At 61.6% G+C, this 17681-nt stretch carries 12 protein-coding genes; 7 read left to right on the plus strand and 5 right to left on the minus strand.

Annotation, left to right across the window (positions count from 1 at the left end; translation table 11 throughout):
• Nucleotide 1 precedes the first annotated feature (1 nt).
• Nucleotides 2-898 (plus strand): glycosyltransferase, encoded by an 897-nt coding sequence (locus Q0792_RS19640; protein WP_298845102.1) that lies wholly within the window; start codon nucleotides 2-4, stop codon nucleotides 896-898.
• Nucleotides 899-1007: 109 nt separating this feature from the next.
• Here Q0792_RS19640 and Q0792_RS19645 read toward each other — a convergent pair whose 3' ends face one another.
• A complete protein-coding gene (locus tag Q0792_RS19645; RefSeq protein WP_298845105.1) occupies nucleotides 1008-2003 on the minus strand; it encodes a replication initiator protein A in 996 nt (331 codons plus the stop codon).
• 483 nt (nucleotides 2004-2486) lie between these two features.
• Here Q0792_RS19645 and Q0792_RS19650 point away from each other — a divergent pair, with 483 nt between their 5' ends.
• Both Q0792_RS19650 and Q0792_RS19655 read left to right on the plus strand, forming a co-directional pair.
• Nucleotides 2487-3944 (plus strand): AAA family ATPase, encoded by a 1458-nt coding sequence (locus Q0792_RS19650; RefSeq protein ID WP_298845108.1) that lies wholly within the window; start codon nucleotides 2487-2489, stop codon nucleotides 3942-3944.
• A 12-nt stretch (nucleotides 3945-3956) separates the two neighbouring features.
• Nucleotides 3957-4952, plus strand: a complete 996-nt coding sequence (locus tag Q0792_RS19655; protein WP_298845112.1) for a ParB N-terminal domain-containing protein — start codon at nucleotides 3957-3959, stop codon at nucleotides 4950-4952.
• 85 nt (nucleotides 4953-5037) lie between these two features.
• Here the strand turns inward: Q0792_RS19655 and Q0792_RS19660 are convergent, their stop codons facing one another.
• Both Q0792_RS19660 and Q0792_RS19665 read right to left on the minus strand, forming a co-directional pair.
• Nucleotides 5038-8262: a right-handed parallel beta-helix repeat-containing protein gene (locus Q0792_RS19660; RefSeq protein WP_298845115.1), complete on the minus strand. Its 3225-nt coding sequence runs from the start codon at nucleotides 8260-8262 to the stop codon at nucleotides 5038-5040.
• Nucleotides 8263-8765: 503 nt separating this feature from the next.
• Nucleotides 8766-10193 (minus strand): mannose-1-phosphate guanylyltransferase/mannose-6-phosphate isomerase, encoded by a 1428-nt coding sequence (locus Q0792_RS19665; protein ID WP_298845118.1) that lies wholly within the window; start codon nucleotides 10191-10193, stop codon nucleotides 8766-8768.
• Between the two features lie 218 nt (nucleotides 10194-10411).
• Between Q0792_RS19665 and Q0792_RS19670 the strand changes: the two genes are divergently transcribed.
• Nucleotides 10412-12097, plus strand: coding sequence for a PQQ-dependent sugar dehydrogenase (locus tag Q0792_RS19670; protein WP_298845121.1), 1686 nt, complete (start codon nucleotides 10412-10414; stop codon nucleotides 12095-12097).
• A gap of 79 nt (nucleotides 12098-12176) precedes the next feature.
• On the opposite strand, the gene Q0792_RS19675 is transcribed toward Q0792_RS19670, so the two are convergent.
• A complete protein-coding gene (locus Q0792_RS19675) occupies nucleotides 12177-13505 on the minus strand; it encodes a UDP-glucose/GDP-mannose dehydrogenase family protein (RefSeq protein ID WP_298845124.1) in 1329 nt (442 codons plus the stop codon).
• A 157-nt stretch (nucleotides 13506-13662) separates the two neighbouring features.
• Here Q0792_RS19675 and Q0792_RS19680 point away from each other — a divergent pair, with 157 nt between their 5' ends.
• Nucleotides 13663-14607: a phosphotransferase gene (locus tag Q0792_RS19680; protein ID WP_298845127.1), complete on the plus strand. Its 945-nt coding sequence runs from the start codon at nucleotides 13663-13665 to the stop codon at nucleotides 14605-14607.
• Nucleotides 14608-14619: 12 nt separating this feature from the next.
• On the opposite strand, the gene Q0792_RS19685 is transcribed toward Q0792_RS19680, so the two are convergent.
• Nucleotides 14620-15462, minus strand: a complete 843-nt coding sequence (locus tag Q0792_RS19685; RefSeq protein WP_298845130.1) for a sulfotransferase domain-containing protein — start codon at nucleotides 15460-15462, stop codon at nucleotides 14620-14622.
• A 180-nt stretch (nucleotides 15463-15642) separates the two neighbouring features.
• Between Q0792_RS19685 and Q0792_RS19690 the strand changes: the two genes are divergently transcribed.
• Complete coding sequence (locus tag Q0792_RS19690; protein ID WP_298845133.1) at nucleotides 15643-16611, plus strand: FkbM family methyltransferase; 969 nt, start codon at nucleotides 15643-15645, stop codon at nucleotides 16609-16611.
• Nucleotides 16612-16655: 44 nt separating this feature from the next.
• Nucleotides 16656-17681, plus strand: a complete 1026-nt coding sequence (locus Q0792_RS19695) for an NAD-dependent epimerase/dehydratase family protein (RefSeq protein ID WP_298845135.1) — start codon at nucleotides 16656-16658, stop codon at nucleotides 17679-17681.

Genomic DNA, 17681 nt, shown 5'->3' on the forward strand with positions numbered 1-17681 from the left:
CATGACTGCAGCCATTCCCCTCTCGGTCCTGTTGCCGGTCTATAACGTTGGTCCCTATCTGGCAGATACGCTCGACAGCCTGCTGAACCAGACCTTCGCCGATTTTGAGCTGCTCGCACATGACGACGGCTCCACAGATAATTCCCTGGAAATACTGCACGATTATGCGGCACGTGACCCGCGCCTGAAAATTACGACAGGCTCCAACCAGGGCATCGTGAAAACGCTGAACCAGCTCGCCGGTGCAGCACAGAGCGATCTGCTGGCCCGCATCGACGGGGATGACATCTGTCGGGCGGACCGGTTTGAAAAGCAGGTCGCTTTTCTGAAAGCCCATCCGGAGACCGGCGTTCTGGGAAGCTTTGTGACCTGCATCGACAGTGAAAACCGCCCGATATGCGATTTCACGCCGCCTCAGCATCACGATGAAATAGATAACGCTCACATAAAAAGCGGCGGACCCTGTATCTGGCATCCGGCGGTGATGATGCGGGCGCAGGCGCTGAAGGCCGCCGGTGGCTACAGTACGGATTACCCCCACACAGAGGATTATGCGCTCTGGCTGCGTATGGGTGAAATTACCCGGCTTGCAAATTTCCCCGAACCGCTCGTGTGCTACCGGCTGCATCTGGAGAGCGTGAGCGTGACAAAGCGCGATATTCAGGTGAATTCCGCCGCCCGCGCCTGGAAAGACGCCTGTGACCGGCGTGGCATATCGCCTGAGCCCCCCTCTCCCCGGCATGCGCCAGAAGAGACTGAAGTCATGCAGAAGTGGGCCTGGTGGGCGATTTCTGCCGGCCACCGGGACACCGCGCGCCACTATGCGATGCAGGTCTTCAGGCGGCAGCCATTCGCTCTGTCTTCACTCAGACTTCTGCGCGGGGCGTGGCGCCTCTGAGCGTCGTACGGAAAACCTGAATCACTTAACGCTGCCTGAAATCACAGATTCCAGCGCGTTAAGTGATGTCCGATGTTTCAGGGTTTTCGTCAGACGCTATGATCCACCCTCACCCGGACCGCCGCGCCAGCCAGCCCAGAAAGGCCTTATCGGGGTTGCGCAGGGGTTTGCGGCCCGTATCGGCCCAGAAACCCTGCCATTCGGCCACCAGCGCATAGACGTCATATCCCGGCAGCGCGCGGCGGGCCTCCTCCAGCGTTTCCGGTGCGAGCAGCGGCGCGTCCGCGGTATCAATGACCGTACTGCGCGGGGAAAAGGCGATGATGTCCCCGGGCTCCTCCACAAGCTGATAATCAGGGATCGTATCGGCGCGGATGATCTCGCGCAGCATAGCGCGGAACACCCGGCGCGGGCTGGCGGAGCCGGATTTCTTCAGCAGCACCTCGACCGAGGCACGCCATTCCGGCTGCCGGCCGCAGTGTTTGCGCGCCAGTTCATAGATCCGCCGCTCCAGCGGTTTGCGCAGGGAAAAATAGTCTCTGTTCAGGGTCAGAACCGATTTCGACAGCACCGCGCGATAGAGCCACTCCGACAGGGTCACGCTGACACTGACCATCCGGCCTGCGCGGGTGCGGCGCACGATCTCCCAGCTCTCGATGAGGCCGAAACCTGTGGTGGTCTCGATGGGGTCGTCCTTTGGCCCGGTGGTGATATTGGTGGTGATGCGGGTGCCTGCCAGGCGCTCGAAAGCCTCGCGCAGGCGGCGGTAACTGTCGCCCGAGGTCTCGCGTCCTGTGGCCCGCAGCAGATCATGCGCCGTCAGTGTCAGGGTCCGGGCCACGGGGCGTCCGGCATTCAGCGCCGCCATCAGCTGTGAGATACAGAAGATCAGGATATCCGCATCAAAGATCGTCGCGCGCCCCTTTACGCTGGGCGTCACGGTGATCTCATGGCCGTTATGGGCATAGCTCAGGATGCGCCGGTCCGGCCGGGTGGAAAGCGAAAAGAGCGGATGCTCCATGCTCGCCAGGTCGTGTTTCGGGCTCACGGCCAGAAAATCACAGACAAAGAAATCTGCCGTACCTGCGGTCACGCCCGTGCTCATGGGCACGTCCTGCGGGGCCACGCCCGCACCGCGAAAAATGTGATCATTGCCTGTCTCTGCCCGTTTGCTGCCCGTCCCGCGTGGCCCTTTGCGGGCTCTGATGCGGGTTCGTCGTTTCAGTGACACCCACGCTAGGCGAGCCACCCGATTCCGTCCAGCGGCATGTGGATAATTATCGGGGGATCGGAATCGCTGCTTCGGGGGATCAGAGTCGTTTTATCGTGGGTTCAGAGTCAGGCAGGCTCCGGAAAACTCCCGAAAGCTCTTTGATTTCAGCAGGTTTGACTTGGATACCCAGACCTGTAACGTACTTATAACCCATATATAACAGGCATATGTTGCCTGCGCGCCGCACCAGCGACAGCGAAAGCCCTGAAAAGGCGGGTATTTTCCTTAGAAAAAAGAGGTGAAGTGATCATTCTCTTGGCGTGTAACACCTTTTGTGGTATCTGGGGGAAAACATATAACATCGGAGCGCGGTTCATGAGCAGTACCGGACTTCCCCCTTATTTCAACATCTCCCCGGATGCGGCGCTGTCGTCGCTTGGCGCCCCTTCGGGTACGGATCAGTTCAGCGCAATTGCTGCGGCCTGCCTGAACGGACGTACTGATCTGGCCAGCCGGGGCATGGACGAGACGGGCCAGAAATCCCTGCGGCTTTTCTCCACCTGGGAGATTACCAGGTATCTGATCCCCGTAGCTCCTGCCCATTTCCGGCGCGTGCTGCGCAACAACCCTGATCTGCCTCAGGGCCGCGCAGAGACCGAAGGCGGGGCAAAATGGTTCACCCTCGATGAGGTGCTGCGGCTGCGGGCGCATTTCGGGGCCGAAGGGTCCAGAGCCAAGGAATACCTGCCCTACCGTCCCGAAGGCGCGCCTGCAAAGATTGTCGCTGTGGCCAACTTCAAGGGCGGGGTGGGCAAGACCTCAACCTGTGCCCATCTGGCCATGTCAGCGGCGCTTGATGGCTACAGGGTGCTGGTGATTGATCTGGACAGCCAGGGATCCATGTCGTCGATTTTCGGGGCCCGGGTACAGGATGAATGGCAGACGGTCTTTCCGCTGCTGGCGCGCCACTATGCACAGCATGTGATGGCAGACAACCAGCGCCGGGCGGACCGGGGCGAGGCGCCGCAGCCGCTCGATGAGACGCTCTCAGAGGCACTGAAGGTCAGCACGGGCGATGTCATTCAGAAAACCCACTGGCCCAACATTGATCTGATCGGCGCGCAGCTGAACCTTTACTGGTCAGAATTCCAGATTCCCGTCTGGCGGATGGCCGCGCGCGGCTGGAAGCTCTGGGACGCGCTCACAGAGGTGCTGGCGGCCGATGGGGTGCTGGATGACTATGACCTCATCTTCCTCGATACACCCCCTGCCCTTGGCTATCTGACAATCAACGGTCTGGCGGCTGCAGACATCCTGCTGGTGCCGCTGGGGGCGTCCTTTGTGGAGTTCGACAGCACGGGGCGGTTTTTCGACATGCTGCATGCGACGTTTTCCTCGATTGAGGAGAGCGAGAACCTGGCGGCCCGCGCGCTCGGGCGCGAGGGACTGCGGTTTGAGTGGGATGCGGTGCGCACGGTGATCACCCGGTATGACGGCGCGCAGCAGGCCGAGATGGCCGCGCTGATGCAGGCCTATATGGGGCCGGTGCTGTCGCCTTACCGTCAGGATTTCACGGCCCTCATCGGGCAGGCCGGCGAGAGCGTGAACGGTATTTACGAGGCGGATTACCGTGATTTCAACCGCGAGACCTATGTGCGGGGGCGTGCGACCTTCGATGAAACCTATGCGGGGTTCAAACAGCTGCTGCTGGGGGCCTGGCGTCGCGATGAAATCGCGCAGACAAAAGAGTCTGATGAGATCGCGCAGGCAGGGAAATCTGACGGGGCCGCAGAAGAACCCGGAGCTGTCATCCCCACGGAAGCGGCGGAATAAGGAGGCGGGACAATGGCAAAACGCAAACGGCTGAGCCCGCCGGATCCGGCTCAAAACCCTGTTACAGGGACACATATGGGGCCAGGCGGCATGATGGGCATGCGTCGCCCCCCTGCCCCGATCGCGGATATGGCCGGTGCCGCGTCGGCCACGGCGGCGCTGGAGGATCTGGCGCAGGAGATGCAGGACGCGCGCGCGCAGGGCCGGATGATTGTTCAGGTGCCGCTGGATCAGGTTGCCGAAGACTATCTGGTGCGTGACCGTACCGCGATGGATGCCGACGAGCTGCAGGCGCTGGTCACCAGCCTTGAGGCGCGGGGCCAGCAGGCGCCCATCGAGGTCGTCTCGCTGGGTTCTGACCGGTACGGGCTGATCTCGGGCTGGCGGCGTCTGACGGCGCTGAAACAGCTGCGGGACACGACCGGCGAGGACCGGTTTGCCCGCGTGGCCTGTCTGCTCCGTGCCCCTGAGGCGGCGGCCGGGGCCTATGTGGCCATGGTTGAGGAAAACGAGATCCGGGCGGACCTGAGTTTTTACGAACGGGCCCATATCGCAGCGCGTGCCGCCGAACAGGGCGCATTCGACAGCGCCCGGGACGCTGTCAAAGCCCTCTTTGCCGCGGTCAGCCCGTCCAAACGCTCCAAGATTCACAGCTTTGGGGTTGTTTTCGCACATCTCGATGATGTGCTGCGGTTCGCGCGGGACATCCCCGAGCATCTGGGCCTGCGTCTGGCCCGGGCGCTGGAGACAGAGGAAGGCTTTGCCGCCCGTCTGAGCGCAGACCTGCGCCGGGCCGCCCCTGAGAGTGCCGCAGAGGAGCGTCAGCTGCTGGAAGCGGCCCTGAATGGCAGTAAGGCGCCGCCAGAAACTGCAGCACCTGCGCAGCCGCCTGTCGCACCCGGTGTCTGGCTCAGGGCCGGCAAGGGGCGTCTGACGTTGTCAGGCGCGGGGGTGGATGCCGCCCTGCAGGAGGATCTCAGAGCCTGGCTGGCCGCGCGCAGACTCTGAAATCAGTCTCTGTGCAGCATAAACGTAAAAAGGCCCCGGTTTTCGCATGCGAAAAAACCGGGGCCTTCTGTTTGTCTGTACGGGGTCAGGCTGCTTCGCTGATATCGAGCAGTTCTTCGTCCGTTGTTTCCAGAGCCGGTGCGGCCTCGTCATAGACCGGTTGCCCGTCTGTGAGGGCGGCCCAGAGATCTGCTGCGGCCTGCGCATCATCGGCATCACCGATGGCGTCATAGCTGACATCACCGCTGCCACCTGTGAGGTTCAGGGTGACTTTGTCGGTCTCGTAATCAACAGTGATCTCTGCCTTCTGATCTGACCGCAGGCCATGGACCCTGATTTCGCCGAAGCCGCCGATGATCTCATCCGCCTCGATCAGTGTGTATTCCCCGCCTGCATTCTGCAGGCCGGACAGGTCCAGATGCAGGTTGGCCATACCGAGATTTACGCCGGACTGAATGTTGGTGTCCTGCGTACCGTAAAAGCCACTGCGGAACTCGCTGATGGTGCCCAGCGAGCCATCCTGAGCGGAGAAGCCCAGCACTGCGCCGTCCTCGAACCGCAGCACGGCTGTGTCGCCGTCTGTGCCGTCAAAGCCGGTGCGGGTGTTCTCGCCGCCGATCACAAGCCGGCTGGCGCCGCCCAGATCGAAGTTGCCGCCCTGGCTGGCCAGAATGGCCTGACCGTCCGTGATGGTCAGATCAACGTTGCCGCTGAAATCACCGGTATTGGCAAAACGGCCCCCGCGGACGTCAATGTCGAGCAGGTCGTCATCGGTGTAGCCATCGGTCCAGAACTGACCGGCACCGTCCACAGAAAGCATCGCACCGCTTTCACCGGCGGTCATTTCGCCCTCTACTGACAGATATCCATGCCCGACATGCAGGCGTCCGCCACTGCCGAAATCAAACTGGTCAATGACAGTTGTGCCGCCATAGTTGACCCAGTTTCCGGCCAGCCGCACGCTGTCACCGTCATCCATACCGGGCAGGGTGTCCTGATCCCAGTTCAGACGGTTGTCCCAGCGGATGCCGCCGCCCAGGTCGTTCGGCACAAAGGTGAAGGTCTGTGCACCGGCGCCAGGGTCCTCAACGCCGACCCCGAAGCCTTCCCGGAAGTAGGCCGCAATCAGATCGGCATCGGTCTGACCGGGCAGGGCAGAACCCAGATCCTTGCGCAGGTGATCTGCCAGATCCGCGATGGTTGCATCCGGTTTGTCGAGCAGGGCAGCCGCATAGAGCTGGATCGTTGTCTGATCGGCAATCGCCGTGTTGACGTTCTGGGTGTTTTTGTCGTTGGTATCCCCCTGCTCGAACGTCCGGCGGCTGTCCCAGTTATACGTGATGGTATCATCGTAATAGGCGGGCCGCTCCTCGATCAGGGCGTCGTGGTTCCAGTATTTGTAGTCCAGCTCGTCCGGGTTATTCGGATCGGCCAGGTGGGCCACGATATTCTCGTGTATGGTCGACAGCTGCCCGGCATTGTGCATGCCCTGTGTGAGCGCGCCGGTATAGGGCGCTTCCTTGTGCGCACCGGAGGTGGTCACATTGCCTGTCACCAGCGAGAAATTCCCCGTCAGGGTGCCATCGTCGTTCTGTTCGCCTCCCAGAAAGCTCAGTGCTGCGTTGTTATCGATGAACACATTGTCCTCGATAAAGCCACCTGGGCGGACCTGGGCCCCAAAGGATGCCGCACGCATCGAGATATTGTCGCGGAAGGTCACATCGAGGTTGTTGTGCTGGATATAGACGTTCTGGCTGTACTGGCTGGGCGGCTGGCCGCCCTCACCGGACAGATCCTCGCGATAGTCGTCTGCCCAGCCGTTGTGATCGAAAAGGTTGTTCTCAATCAGAACGCCTGTGGAGCTTTTGATATAGAACCCCTGCATCCGGTCAGAGTGCTGCCACCATTCATCGCGTCCGTCCTGCGGCGCCTCGTGGGCGATATCGAGGATGTTGGAATCGCGCAGGGTAAAGCCGTCCACGTGCTGAACCGACAGAAGCCGCGTGCCATCCATGGTGACACCGTCCAGCAGGAGGTTCTCACCATAAATCACGTTAAGACCGTCCTTGAAATTTACATCCGAAATCACGACGTTGCTGATCGGTTCATTGAAGGCGCTGGTATGTGCCGTCAGGACGGGGGCCTCCCCCTCGCCATATGAGGTGATATAGACAGGATGCAGTTCATCCTCGCCCTGCATCCCGCGGACCAGGAGGTTCTTGGTGCTTTCGTAGGTGTAACCGCGCTCAAACAGCGCCCAGTGCGAGTTGGGCGTGTCGTTTTCCAGTTGCAGATTGGTCCAGAGTTCCGTGCCGGCCCACTGGTTCAGCGCCATTTCCGGCGTGCTGCCGTATTCGGGGTGCGCTTTGAGCCATTCAAAGGTCACATCCTCGAATTCCATGCCCTCCAGAGCCGCAATATCGCGTTTGCTCAGCGCACTCTCGCTCTCGGAGATATAGACTTTCCGGTGATTCTCGCCGGTTTCGACGACAATGTCTCCATCTTCGTCGGTGCGCATCATGAAGGCATCGCCCTCACCCCAGCCACCCTGCTGTCTGACGGACCGCACGTTGAGATCCTGCGTCAGGATCTCCGAACTGCCGTCCTCGTAGGTCGCTTCATAGCTGAAGGACAACGCGCCCTCGTGGTCTGTGCCGGTCAGAACCAGGGCAAAGGTATTGTCCGGGTTGACTGTGACATTGCCGTGGGCAGGGCCGTCGATAATTCTGAGAGCAGAGATGCCATTTGCCTCTGCGCCGGGGTCGAGTGTGGCAACCCGGCCTTCCCGGACCTCAATGACGGATCCTGCATCTGTGGCGTCGAGAACGCTGCCCTGATCGGGGCCGTCTGTCTGCGAAACCGGTTCCGGTGCGGGCTGCGGATCAGGGGTGTCGGCTGGCGGCACCTCGACGACGACCGGGTTGTCCTGTCCTGAATCCTGCTGATCCTGACCGGGGTTCTGCGGGTCCTGTCCTGAATCCTGCTGATCGGGGTTCTGCGGGTCCTGGTCCTGTCCGGGGTCCTGTGAGCTCTGCTCAGAACCCTGATCAGGGACCTGTGGCGCCTGGGCTTCCAGGACCGGCTCCGGGTCAGGGGCGGGCTGTTCAGCCACGGGGCTGGCGTCAGGTGTCTCGTTCTGCTCAGCCTGTTCCGGCTGGTCTGCCACCGGAGGCGTCTGCACCGGCTGTTTGTTGCCCGGTTTTTTTCCGGGGGGAACGTAGACGAGGTTCTCTTCATCCTCTTCGCCGCCTGCAGCCATTCCGGCCACAGCGACGCCTCCCATCAGGAGGCCCATCAATGCGCCAAACATCAGAAGCCTCCCTGCAGTGTGCAGCGGGCCGTTGCCGGCATTTCTGCGTGGGAATTCGTACATGCATTACCCTCTGGCGCTGAAAACTCTGCTGTAAACATACAGCACGCCGATACTCTTTGAACAACGATCGTCAACATTGTGATATCTGTCATTTCATTCTTCCATCCGGCGCCGGGCAGCATGAGCCGGCGGGTGTGAGCAGTGTCTGATTTTAGATCGCCTGACTGTGTTCAATTTGTGGAAAATTGAGGCAATAATGGCTGCTTTGCCCAAATAATTAATGCAGCGGAGAAGGGAATTAAGGATGTCGTGACCACACGTAAAAGTGGCACTTTTACGCTGATCAGAGCCGATTCATGAGCGGCATTATGCTTAGGGTTGTGCGCGCGGGTCACGCGACGGGCAAAATTCTGCCATATTCCGGGGGGCGGGCGTTTCTGCGCCGATAACGCATTGTCAGCGTCTGCGAAACCACCGACGTCTGAAAGACACAATAGGGATCAGTCCCGGGCGTAGACATCCTCATAGCGGATGATGTCATCCTCGCCCAGATAACTGCCGGTCTGTACCTCGATCAGGACCATCGGCACCTTGCCGGGGTTTTCCATCCGGTGGGTCGCGCCCAGCGGGATATAGACAGACTGGTTTTCGCTGACCAGCTGCTCGGTCTCGCCGATGGTTACCCGTGCGGTCCCTTCCACGACAATCCAGTGTTCCGCCCGGTGATGGTGGCTCTGCAGGGACAGGGCGGCACCGGGGTGCACGACGATGCGCTTGACCTGAAAGCGATCCCCCATGGCGAGGCTCTCAAACCAGCCCCAGGGGCGGTGATCGCGTGGAAATGTCTCGGCCTGAAGGGCGTTTTTCTCCTTCAGCGCGCTGACGGCCAGCCGGACCTCCTGCGCCCGGGACTTATCCGCCACCAGAACCGCATCCGGCATGGCTACGGCGATGATATTGTCCAGCCCGATGCCGACAACCGCCTGATCTTCTGCCTCGCTGCGCAACAGCGTGTCCCGGCAGTCAATTGCCGTCGCAGGGCCACCCAGAGACACGCCCTGTGCATCCGGGCCCATCTCGCGCCAGACTGCATCCCAGCCGCCCAGGTCGGACCAGCCGCCCTGATAGGGCACAACCATCAGGTTGCCGGCCTTTTCCATAACCGCGTAGTCAATCGAGATATCCTCGGCCTCAGCCCAGGGGCCGGGGGCCAGCCGCAGAAAGCCCAGATCAGGCCGGGCTTCTGTGACGGCACGGGAGACCGGATCCATCAGACCGGGCGCATGGGTGCGGAAGGCATCGGTAATGGCGGCGGCCGAGAACAGGAAGATGCCCGCGTTCCACAGGTAATGTCCTTCGGCCAGCATGGCTTTCGCCGTATCAGGGTCCGGTTTCTCCACAAAACGGCGCAGTGGCACCGGATCGGATGATGTGGCGGAGCCATCGGGCTCCAGATAGCCATAGCCGGTTTCAGGGCGGTCCGGCGTGATCCCGAAGGTGACCAGCTGGCCGTCGCGGGCGGCAGGGCCGGCGCGCTCGACCGCCGCGCGGAAGGCCGCGGCATCAGGGATCACATGGTCCGAGGCGGCCACCAGCATCAGGGCACCGGGGTCCTGTTCTGCAAGATGCAGGGCGGCGGCGAGAACAGCGGGGGCTGTATTGCGCCCCTCGGGCTCGATCAGGATCGCTGCCGGATCCAGCCCGCTTGCAGCCAGCTGTTCAGTGACGATAAAGCGGAAATCCGAATTGGTGACGATCACAGGGTTTGCAAAGGCCGGCCCGGACAACCGTTCTGCAGAGGCCTGAAACAGGCTTTTTTCGCCTATCAGAGACGAAAACTGCTTGGGATAGCTTTTGCGGGACAGGGGCCACAGCCGCGATCCGGAGCCGCCGGCGAGAAGAACGGGGTAAATCCTGGAGTCAGACATCCGGGGGCCTTTCGGAACAATTGGGAACAGGCTGTATCACTGGCACGGTCATAGGCCTCTTTGGCTGCTTTTTGCAATGATATTGAGGCAGGACTTTGACCCTGTGCGGTTCCTCCGCGCAGGGGCTGCCCGGTCCTCTCGACATGACCTGACGCCTGCACCAGGGGTTATGTGTTTTGTCCCGAACCCGTGTCTGTAAGCCCGAAAGAGGTCCTGGTATGCGCAGTATTGTAAAGGTTGGTCTGGTTGGTGTGCTGTGCGGCGTGACGATGGCAGCAGGGGCCGCACTGGCGCATTTTGATACGGCCCCCTACAAGCTGGCGAAAAAGGCCGTGCGGGTGGTCGTTCCCAGGGACGCTGCTGCTCCGAAAACTGCAGAAGACGTGCCGGAGGTTCAGGCAGATGACCTGGATCAGGCAACGTTCCCATCTATTCTGCCCGAGCTGAAATCAGAAGCGGTGACAATTCCGGCGACCCGGTCGGGGACCGGCGGAGCGCTGACGCCGGCAGAGGATGGGGTCATTCTGCTGACCCACGACGGTCTGATGTATCACGCCACCGGGCCGGATGATGTGACCGGGCTGAAAATCGAACTCCCCGAAAATGGCTTTCTGGATTACCAGGAGGACGCTGTGGGGCGTTTCAGCGATCTTGAGCATTTACTGGGCAATTTCCGCTATAATGACATCCTGATGATTCAGCGGGCCGGGGGGCGGGAGCTTTATGCCTCTTTCACCCGCTATTTCCAGGAAGACGCCTGTTTTGTGAACGCCATTGCACGTCTGAGCCTGCCTGACGGCAGCGTGCGAGATGCGTCGGTGCCTGCGTCGGACTGGGAGACCGTATTCGAGACCGCTCCCTGTCTGCCGCTGAAACCACACCGCCTGGCGCTGGAAGGACATATGGCCGGCGGTCGTATGGCCTTTGACGGAGACCAGACGATCTACATGGGCTCGGGGGATTATCATTTCGACGGCAGTATCCACAGTCCGGACCTCGTGATTTCAAACGACGACAGTTATGAGTACGGCAAGGTCATGGCGCTGAACATCGAGACGCTGGAAACCCTTATGCTGTCCCGGGGGAACCGCAACATGCAGGGCCTGGCTCTGCTGGACGGCGCACTCTATGTGGTCGAACACGGCGCCCGGGGCGGGGATGAACTGAACCGGATCGAGGAAGGGGGGCACTATGGCTGGCCTTATGTTTCTCTGGGGTCGGATTATAACAAACAACCACAGCCGGGCATCACAACGCGGGGCCGTCACGACGGCTATGAGAAGCCGGTGTTTTCCTGGCTTCCCTCGGTTGCAATCTCGAGCCTGAAACCGATGTCCGGCGTGCATGAGGACTGGGACGGTGATCTGCTGATGGGGTCTTTAAAGGCCCGGAGCCTTTTCCGGATCCGTATAGAGGGTGACCGGGTGCTTTTTGCCGAGCAGATCCCCGTAGGGCAGCGGGTGCGCTACGCACAGCCGCTGGAAGGCCAGCTTGTGCTGTGGACGGACGACCGCAAGCTGATGTTCATTACCCCGGATCGTTTTTCTGAAGTGGACCCGGTGGTGAAAGCACTGAAAGCGCAGGGTATGTCTGCCGAAGAGGCCGGTCGTCTGGCCGGAAATTTTGTTGCCTGCCGCGAATGCCATTCGGTCAGCCCGGATGACAGCTATTCCGCGCCAACGCTGGCAAATATCTTCGGGGCCCCGATCGCCACGGGGGCCTATTCAGAGTATTCGGATGCCTTGCGGGCGAAAGGCGGGGTCTGGGACCGGGAGGCGCTGACCACCTTCCTGACAGATCCGGAGAGTTTTGCGTCAGGCACCAGCATGCCCGGGCCGGAGCTGTCGCCCGGGGCCATCAGTGAAACCATTATGGTGCTGGAAGCGCTGAGCGCCCCGAACTGATCTGCCGCCGCGCAGGACATATGCCCGGCGCGGTCAGGAGCAGAGGTACTTTGTCAGAACGCCTTTACAGAGACTGATATCAGTCCGGAAGGCCTTCGCGGCCGACCGAAATATAGCTGGTAAATCCGGCCTCCCGGGCCTGTGCGGGGCTGTAGATATTACGCAGATCTGCCATGGCAGGCGTCTGCATATTTTCGGCAATCCGGGTCAGGTCCAGCGCGCGGAACTCATTCCATTCTGTCAGCAGGACCAGCGCATCCGCCCCGGCAGCGGCCTCGTAGGGGTCTTTGATCCAGTCCACCCCCGGCAGCAGGTCGCGGCCTTCGCGGTACCCCTGCGGATCCACCACACGGACCCGGGCCCCGTTGCCAACCAGGGCGGGCACGATGGTGAGCGAGGGAGCCTCGCGCATGTCATCGGTATTGGGTTTGAAGGTCACGCCCAGCACCGCAATGGTCCGGCCGTTCACCGACCCGCCGCAGAGATCGAACACCCGGTCTGTCATCCGGCGCTTGATCTCCTCATTGACCTTGATCACTGTTTCGGTGAGCTGCATTGGCATGCCATGTTCCTGACCGATGCGTGCCAGCGCCCGGGTGTCCTTGGGAAAACATGACCCGCCATAGCCAGGGCCGGCATGCAGGAATTTGTTGCCGATCCGGTTATCAAGCCCCATGCCGCGCGAAACCTGTTTCACATCCGCGCCGGTACGCTCGCACAGCGCCGCTATCTCATTGATAAACGTAATCTTTGTCGCCAGAAACGCGTTGGCCGCGTATTTGATCATCTCGGCACTTTCCAGATCGGTTGTCATGATCGGAAAGTCCCGCAGATAGAGCGGCCGGTAGATCGCCTGCATCACCTCAGCCGCCCGGTCTGTTTCCACGCCAACCACCACACGGTCAGGGCGCATGAAGTCGTCAATTGCAGCACCTTCGCGCAAAAACTCCGGATTAGAGACGATATCAAACCCATCCGGTGCCAGATCCGGGCGGGTTCCGGCGATGATATCGCGGATCTGCCGGTTGGTGCCGACCGGGACGGTGGATTTCGTCACAATCACCGTATAGCCGGTGAGGGCCCGTGCGATCTCTTCGGCAGCTGCGAAGACATAGGTCAGGTCCGCGTGGCCGTCCCCCCGCCGTGTGGGCGTGCCCACGGCAATAAAGACAGCCTCTGCACCGGCAACGGCAGTGGCCAGATCCCCGGTGAAATGCAGCCGTTCCGCTGCGGTGTTGCTGGCCAGCAGGTCCTCCAGGCCGGGCTCATAGAGCGGGACCTCGCCTCTCTGGAGCGCCTCAACCCGCGCCGCATTGCTGTCGACACAGGTCACCTCGTGCCCGAAATCTGAAAAGCAGACACCGGAGACAAGCCCGACATAGCCTGTGCCTACCATGGTGATGCGCATATCTGTCTCCGTTCTGCTGTCGCGGTGATGCTTGCAGGGCAGGGGGATGTCAACGCCCTGCGGCCTGGTCAGAACCGGTGGAATAATGGCTGGCAGAAGCGACGGCAGGGAGATACGTTCCGCCCGGAACCCGGCCCTCCGGCCGGGGAAGCCAGTGATGAAAGAGCCGATTGTGACCTCTCCCGATAATCTCAGCCCTGTCGATGCGCCGCCCGGTCTGCCGGCGCTTGCCGCCGCGCTGTCTGCGGGGCTGGGGCAGGACCTGACAGCGGCAGCCATCCACCCTTTGCAGGATGCCGCACACAAGGCAGAGGTGGCCGATGCCACCCTGAAATACCGTGTCAGCCTGCCGGGTGAGGCACCGGGCTTTCTGCTGGTCTCCGGGGCGGGCAATCCGGATATGATGGGCCGGGCGGTCCGCAACATAGCACTGTGCCGGGCACAGCTGTCTGCCGCGGTCGCAGCCCCGGTTCTGCCGCCCCTGACAGATGGTGTGGTAGCGGGGCGCCATTTTGCCCTGTGGTCTGCGCGCCCCGATTTTCTGGCCGGGGGACGGGTCCTGAGGGTGATCCGGCGCCGGCAGTATACCGGGCGTATCTGTGACTGGCTTGTCGCCCTGGCGGCCGAAACCCGCAAAAAGGCCAATACAGAGACTGTTTCGGGGGATCTGGGTACAATTGCCGGTGACGCCGGACTGCCTGATGCGATCCGCGGGACCGCGCATCAGGCGCTGGACCGGCTGCGGGCGGGCACCTGGGTGCCGGAACATTGCTTTCAGCATGGTGATTTCTGGAGCGGCAACGTTCTGCGGCCGCTGCGGGGCGAAGCAGTGCCCTTTCATGTGATCGACTGGGCGGGGCTGAGCGCCGAGGGCTATCCGTTTATTGATATGGCCCGCATGCTGATGTCGCTGCGCAGCCCGGCGCGTGTCGCGACCCGTCATGTGGCCGCCCTGCAGGAGGTAATGGCCTGCAGCAGAGAAGATTCCCTGGCCTATGTTCTGGCCGCGCTCGGCCATACCGGCCAGCGGCTGGAACACTTCCCGCCTGATCGCTACCGCGCGCTGGTGGGTCAGGTCTGCGGGTTCATGAAAGCGCTCTGAACCTGGCCTGTGTCAGGTGTATTTTTTCAGACCGTACCAGAGCTCCCTGACCTGCGGAAACTGCTCTGCCACGGCGTCATAGGTCGGCCTGTAGGTCTCAAAGCAAAGCTTTACGGCTTCGGGATCCGGTGCTTCCCGGTAGTCGGTTTTGAAAATCTGCGTTTCCAGGTGGTCCTGGTCGAGCGGGATCCCCAGGAACGCCTCAAGCCGGGTGATGGTCTCGGGCCGGAACAGTTCCTCATAGATCAGCACCATGGTCTCTTCGGCCGGCAGGGCCTCGCCGAGCGCGCGCAGTGTCTGCTCATAGGCGGTGCGCAGCCGGGCGTCGTCCGACACCACATAGTCGCGAAAAGCCTCGGTCCGTTCTGCCCCCAGCCGGACACCCTCCATGACCTCTCCCGTGCCCTGGTTGCGGTGCATGTTGAAGGCGGAGAGACAGCGCTTTACGGGATCGCGCATGATGAAGACGCAGCGGAATGTCATGCCCCGGGCCACAATGCCCGCCCGGATCCGGCGCAGTGTTGCGACATCAAGCGCTGAATACGCAGGGGTGATGTCTGCGGTAAGCGTTTTGCCGTCTGCAGCCAGCAGGCGGTCAAAATAGCTGAAATAGCGGGTCGGCAGGTTTTCCATCAGCCAGACGCGCAGATCCTGCCGGCGGTGTTTGCGCTGCCCGAAACGGATGTCGCGGAGCCGCCGCCGCAACGGCCGGAAGACGGGTACCGTGCGCACGTCCCAGATATGGTATTCCTTGGTGAAACCCGGGGCGAACTGCTCTGACTGCTCCAGCAGTGAATAGAGCCAGCTTGTTCCGGCTTTCTGGGCACCGACACCCAGCAGGAAAGTGCGTTTCATAGACCTGGTATGCCTTTCTTGGGGATGCGGTGACTGCCGTCGCGGGCGTGCCTAGCATGTCGTCTGCACAGAGTCATCACATCCGCCACGATCCGGCCGGCCGCAATTTCTGTGCTGTCCATTCTGCGCGGACCGCGCTAGCCTCTGTTCTGCTGCATCTGCAGGGGGGTACCGGACGTCATGATCCTGTCATCGCATATCAGAAGGCTGATCCCTGACTTTGCGAAAGCGCCGCTGCGCCGGGTGCACAGGGGCCTGAGGGCTGCGGCCGGTGGCGGGGCGCTGTCGCCTTTTGCCCACCATGTCCGGCTGCAGGCCTATGGTGCGGAGTTCCGGTTTCCGGCCCGGTTCCGGTTTCACCGGAAGGTTGCCCGGGTTCCCCCGTCGCCAACCTGGAAATCCACCTTCTTTGGGGCGCTGTGCCGGGACGAACGGTCACTGTTTCTCGATATTGGGGCCAATAACGGGCAGACCCTGCTGGAATTCGCCGCCAGCCCCGCGCCGCAGCGCTATATCGGGTTTGAGCCCAATCCGGTCTGCGCGGGTTACTGCAATGATCTGATCCTGGCCAATGATCTGGACGCGGCCGTCTATGCCTGTGCGCTGGCCGATACCGCAGGGGCGGTCAGTCTGCTGGTCAATCCGGACGTGGCCCATGATACCGGTGCATCGATCATGGCCGGCCTGCGCCCGGGCCGTGAGCTGCGCGGGGTCCCGGTGGTGCATCTGCCTCTGGCCTCGTTCCGGGGCATGATCGATTACAGCGACATTGCGATGGTGAAAATCGATGTGGAGGGCGCGGAGCTGATGGTGCTGGAAGGCGCGGAGGATCTGCTGGCGGAGGGAGATGCGGTGATCATCTGCGAAGTGCTCCGGCCCGATGACCGGTCTGATCCGGAGGCGATTGCGGCGCAGGGCCGCAGACTGCAGGCGCTGGTGGAGAAACACGGCTACGGGATCTATGCCATCGTGAAGGCCACCGAGGAGGACCGTCTGCTGCGGCTGGAACCGGTGACGGCATTTCCGTCGGAGCGCTGGACACGGGAAACCGCCACCCTGAACGATTATCTCTTTGCCCGGCCGCACCATCTGGACCTGTTCAGGTCTGTGACGCAGAATGGTATCGGCTTTTCTGTCTCCACCGGCTGAGCCGGGGCAGGGCGACGCCGGACGGACAGCAGGAACAACAACATATGAGCAGAATCTTCATCACCGGCGCCGCAGGGTTCATCGGGTTTCACCTGGCGCGGCGCCTGCTGGCGGCCGGGCATGAGGTGCACGGCTATGACGGGATGACCGATTACTATGACCCGCAGCTCAAACGCGACCGGCTGGCCCTGCTGGAGGCTGCGGCAGGCTTTGCCATGACCGAAGGCCTGCTGGAGGACCGGGACAGCCTGGATGCAGCGGTGGATGGTTTCGCACCGGAGGTGATCATCCATCTGGCCGGGCAGGCGGGCGTGCGCTACAGCCTGGAAAACCCCCGGGCCTACCTCGACAGCAATGTTACCGGCAGTTTCAACGTGCTGGAGGCCGCGCACCGGACCGGGGTGCGTCACCTGATGATGGCATCGACCTCATCAGTTTACGGCGCAAACACCCAAATGCCTTTTACAGAGACTGATAAGGCCGATACCCAGATGACGATCTATGCGGCCACCAAGAAGGCAACCGAGAACATCGGACATGTCTGCGCACATCTGTGGCAGCTGCCGGTGACGATGTTCCGCTTCTTTACGGTCTATGGTCCCTGGGGACGGCCGGATATGGCCCCGATCCTGTTCGCCAGTGCCATCACCGAAGGGCGGCCGATCAACGTGTTCAATCACGGGGACATGTACCGCGACTTTACCTATGTGGAGGATCTGGTGGAGGGTATTGACCGGCTGATGGAGGCCGTTCCGCCTGTGCCGGAGCGTGGGCTTCCGCCCGTGCCGGGTGACAGTCTGTCACCTGTTGCGCCTTTCCGGGTGGTCAATATCGGGAATGCAGACAAGGTGCGGCTGCTCGATTTCATCGCCGCGCTGGAGCAGGGGCTGGGACGTCGTGCAGAGCGCAACATGATGGACATGCAGCCCGGTGATGTGCCGGCCACCTGGGCCGATGTGTCCCTGCTGCGGCAGCTGACCGGTTTTTCCCCGAAGACAGATATCACAACGGGGACGGCGGCTTTTGCGGCGTGGTTTCTGGAGTACTATGGTCATGGCTCTGCGTCCTGA

Source organism: uncultured Roseobacter sp., assembly GCF_947495025.1.
Lineage (GTDB): Bacteria > Pseudomonadota > Alphaproteobacteria > Rhodobacterales > Rhodobacteraceae > Roseobacter.